Here is a 3968-nt window from a genome sequence, read left to right as displayed (position 1 = left end):
TCCGCGAGAATCGATTTTTTGCGGCAAGGCGGGCGATTGGTGGATAAAAAGGGCAGCTATAATGTTAAATTTCTTACTAAAAACAGGACAAAACAGACTATGCTGTGTACGCGCGTAAAGGCAACGGCGACGGAAAGCAGGTACGTTTACGACCAGCAGCGCAAGCGGTTGCAGGGCATGCTGCTCACAGCCAACGGAAACAGCATCATGCAAACGCAGAAGTGATCTGCTACTGACAGCCCATTTTCAACTTGTAGAGAAAGCATTGAATGACTTCTGCCAGATCACCTTTTGGCACATAACCACGTTTTGCCACAGGCAAATGGGGCAGAATTTCAGATTTCACCGTATCTTTGTCCAGCACTTCGTACATGAGTGGAACGTTCATCTTGGTTTTACAGCACAAAGACAATAAACTCCTCTCAATTTATAGGAACGTTTTCGTTAAGCCAAATGAACGATGCCGAGCTTGCTCGAACATCGTCATGGCGAGAAAACGCACCTTTCGAGGAACGAGAAAAGAACATTAAAAAGACAAGGCGACTTCATTATATGCCATGATATACGTAGAGCGCATGCGGAGCGACATCGCAGACAACTATTACGCGCATGCGCCACACCTTGCCGCCTGTTAAGGCCTAGCCACCGCCTTTGCTATCTTCTTCAAACGGGTTGCCAAAGTAGTATCTTTTCGTGCAACCTGCATGTTGTACTTCATCTGTAATTCCATTAAGGGCTCGGCAGGAATGTCCAAAGCCGCTTCAAACATAAGGGCAGAAGTGGTACTCAACGGCCTACGCCCATTCAATAGTTCGTTTAGAACCGAATAAGCCATGCCGATACTCTCGGCGAACTTACGCTGGGATATGCCCCTTGCCTCCAATTCGTCTTTAAGCACTTCGCCAGGATGTGTGGCATAAAAGCCATAACCTAAACTAGACATATCATTTTATTTATAATGGTTTGACAATTCCAATATGTTGCAAACGGTAACAATCCGCTCTCCGGATTTAATTTCCGAGCGAAATTCAATACGATATTGGTCATTAACTCGCACAGACTCACGCCCGACCTTGTCACCTACCAACTTTTCATAATGCAAAGAGGTAAAGCGATACATGTCTTCTGTACTATTAAGCGAGCTCATCAGGTTCAACACATTAATATACTTCCGTATAACTTGCGGTTGAAAACGATGTTTCTTATCATGAGTTTTACCCAAATAAAACAGCTCCCTCAAATATTCTTGCTCAAAGGTTATTTCCATCTTTGCTGTTTCTTTTTGCAAAGATAGCCAGAATTATTAATCTTCGCAACTTATGCGAACACATTTTGCAGGCATTACAACTATTTCTGTTCCAATTTCTGTTCCACTCACTCTCTGTTATACATACCAAAAACACACATGCTATCCATTCCTAAACGCCAAGGGTGTTTGTCCCGTTTGCCGCTTAAAGTACTTATTAAAGAAGCTGGGATTGGGAAAATTCAAGGCTTCTGATATGGCCGCCACCGTTAGTTGGCCATGCCGCAACATCACCTTAGCCTCGGTTATCACGGCACGGTCTATCCATTCTTTGGCGTACACGCCGCTGGCTTGCCACACAACCCTACTAAGATAGCGTTGCGACAGACACAGCTTATCGGCATAAAAGGCCAAGTTATGTTCGTTTTTGGCATGTTCGTTCACCAAAGCGATAAACCTATCAAACACCACACGCTGCCGCGAAGGGTTCTCGGCGGGATGCTCTGTGGCCCTGACGTAACACTCGTTATACACATAACACAGCGCGGTAATGATGGCTAAGGCCGCTTGTCGGTTGTAAGGTCTGTCCCTAAGCACGAGCATCAGGCTCTCATAAAGGCTTTCCACCTTGGCGATATCCTTCTCATCGGCAGGCATAAGCGCGTCTTTCGCCTGCCCGTTAAACATCGTTGGCACACCCTGCGGAAACAATTCGTCCATCAGCCACGGCTCAATCACCACCCCTTCCACCTCACTTTCGAGCGGAATTTGGTCGAATTGAAAGATGGTACCATCGCAAAAATACCCTAATGTGCCACTTTGCGCACTCCGTTCAAGCAGATTAAGCGTTGCCTTTATCTCGCCTTTCTTCAATAACCCGATACGAATACCAGGCAGGCGATAAGGACAATGGGCCACAACGGCCAAGCCAAAGGTGTTTCGACCATTATAAAGCATGGTGAAACCCTCTTTTGTTATGGGCATGTCGGGTTCGGCAATATGCACGCTGAGCCTATTTCTTATCTCCTCCATAGTAAGAGTTTCGATTGTCTGATTGTTCATAACACGTCCTTTCTTATTTCCACAAAGATAATAAAAACCGCCCATAAAAACCCTGATTAAGCGCAAAAAGCTACTAAAAGAACATTTATCGGCCGTAAAGGATAACAAGGATGTAAGCAAAACAGCGTAATTTTGCACCATGAGATGTAAACAAAAGGAATGATGAAGCATACATTATTAATAGCCCTCGCACTGTTGTGTGCCGCCGCTTGCCCTGCGCAAACCACGTTAGAGGCCTGCCAACAGCAGGCACAACAGAACTATCCGCTCATCAAGCGGCGCGCACTCTACGCCCAATCCACGGCCTACACCGTAGCCAACATCAAGAAAGGATGGCTGCCGCAGGTGCAAGTGGCGGCGCAAGGCGCGGTGCAAAACCGCGTGGCGCAACTGCCCGAACAGCTATCTAACATGATGGCGGCACTGGGACAAAGCACACGCGGACTGGCAAAGGAACAATATCGCGTGGGTGTAGACGTTAACCAGATGCTGTGGGACGGCGGAAGGATTAGCGCACAAAAAGATGTGGCGCGACTTCAACAGCAGGTAGACGAGGCGCAAACAGACGTTTCGCTCTACCAAGTACGCCAAAGGGTGAACGACCTTTACTTCGGCATCTTGCTTGTTGACGAACATTTGCGACTTAATCGCGACCTGCAAACGCTGCTACAAAGCAACGAAAACAAGCTCGCTGCACTGCAAAAGCAGGGCGTAGCCATGCAAAGCGACGTGGACCAAGTGAAAGCCGAACGCCTAACGGCCGTGCAAATGGCCAACGAATTGCAGCACACGCGCGCCGCACTCTGCCGCATGTTGGCCTTATTTTGCAACGTTGAGCGCATAGACAGCATTGTAAAACCGATGCTCGCAGCCACCGAACAGACTGCGGAAGACGTTCGGCCAGAGCTGAAAGCCATAGACCTACGCCTGCGTTTAATCACTTCGCAACAGCGTGCACTGCGCACTTCGCTGCTCCCCACGCTAAGTGTGTTCGGCCAAGCCTACTATGGCTACCCCGGTTTCGACATGTTTAAAGACATGAACAGCCGCTCGCCCTCGTTCAATGCTTTGGCTGGCGTGCGCCTTGCGTGGAACATTGGCAACCTATACACGCATCGCAACAACGTGCAACGCTTGTCGGTGGCACAGGCCGAGATAGAAAATGCCCGCGAATTGTTCTTCTTCAACAATCGGTTGGAAACGGTGCAACAGCAAGAAACCATTGCAAGCAAACGCCAAACGATGGCTGCCGACGACGAGATTGTTGCGCTTAGACAGAGCGTTAGGCGGGCTGCCGAGGCCAAACTGGCGCACGGCATCATCGACACCGACCGACTGCTGCAAGAGATAACGCGCGAAAACAACGCGAAAATAAATCGCTCTACACACGAAGTGGAGATGTTACAAGGAATGTATAACTTGAAGTTTGTAAGGGGAAAGAAGTAAATGAGGAGTTAAGGAGTTAAGGAGTTAAGGAGTTAAGCCAAATGCAGAGGTGACGTTAGTCATTGTTTCACTTTTCAAACTCTCACCTTTCCACTCTTAGTAGTTAAGCCAATAACTTTTGAACGGCATTGCAAACTCTCCTAACAACTTCAATTTCGCAGTTCACCAACAAGGCATTTCACTCCCCTCTCCCTTTGGAGAGGGGCTGGGGGTG

General features: G+C 48.1%; 4 protein-coding genes and 2 pseudogenes. 2 read left to right on the top strand and 4 right to left on the bottom strand.

The window, feature by feature from the left end:
* A pseudogene (locus HMPREF2955_RS16680) lies at positions 1-225 on the top strand (hypothetical protein); the annotation flags it as partial.
* A 7-nt stretch (positions 226-232) separates the two neighbouring features.
* Here the strand turns inward: HMPREF2955_RS16680 and HMPREF2955_RS15375 are convergent.
* The 4 genes and pseudogenes from HMPREF2955_RS15375 to HMPREF2955_RS13270 all read right to left on the bottom strand — a co-directional run.
* Positions 233-388, bottom strand: a pseudogene (locus HMPREF2955_RS15375) (IS5/IS1182 family transposase); the annotation flags it as partial.
* 243 nt (positions 389-631) lie between these two features.
* The gene (locus HMPREF2955_RS13280) at positions 632-943 is read right to left on the bottom strand and encodes a HigA family addiction module antitoxin (protein WP_009230897.1); all 312 of its coding nucleotides are present in this window, start codon (positions 941-943) and stop codon (positions 632-634) included.
* Between the two features lie 6 nt (positions 944-949).
* Positions 950-1267 (bottom strand): type II toxin-antitoxin system RelE/ParE family toxin, encoded by a 318-nt coding sequence (locus tag HMPREF2955_RS13275; protein ID WP_070723912.1) that lies wholly within the window; start codon positions 1265-1267, stop codon positions 950-952.
* A gap of 141 nt (positions 1268-1408) precedes the next feature.
* Entirely contained in the window at positions 1409-2308 is a 900-nt protein-coding gene (locus HMPREF2955_RS13270) for a helix-turn-helix domain-containing protein (RefSeq protein WP_070723923.1), read from the bottom strand.
* Between the two features lie 159 nt (positions 2309-2467).
* Here HMPREF2955_RS13270 and HMPREF2955_RS13265 point away from each other — a divergent pair, with 159 nt between their 5' ends.
* Positions 2468-3754: a TolC family protein gene (locus HMPREF2955_RS13265; protein ID WP_070723911.1), complete on the top strand. Its 1287-nt coding sequence runs from the start codon at positions 2468-2470 to the stop codon at positions 3752-3754.
* Positions 3755-3968: the final 214 nt, after the last annotated feature.

The organism is Prevotella sp. HMSC073D09 (assembly GCF_001814145.1).
GTDB lineage: Bacteria > Bacteroidota > Bacteroidia > Bacteroidales > Bacteroidaceae > Prevotella > Prevotella conceptionensis.
Note: the sequence above shows the minus strand (reverse complement) of the source record. Positions and strands in the feature narration are given on the sequence as shown.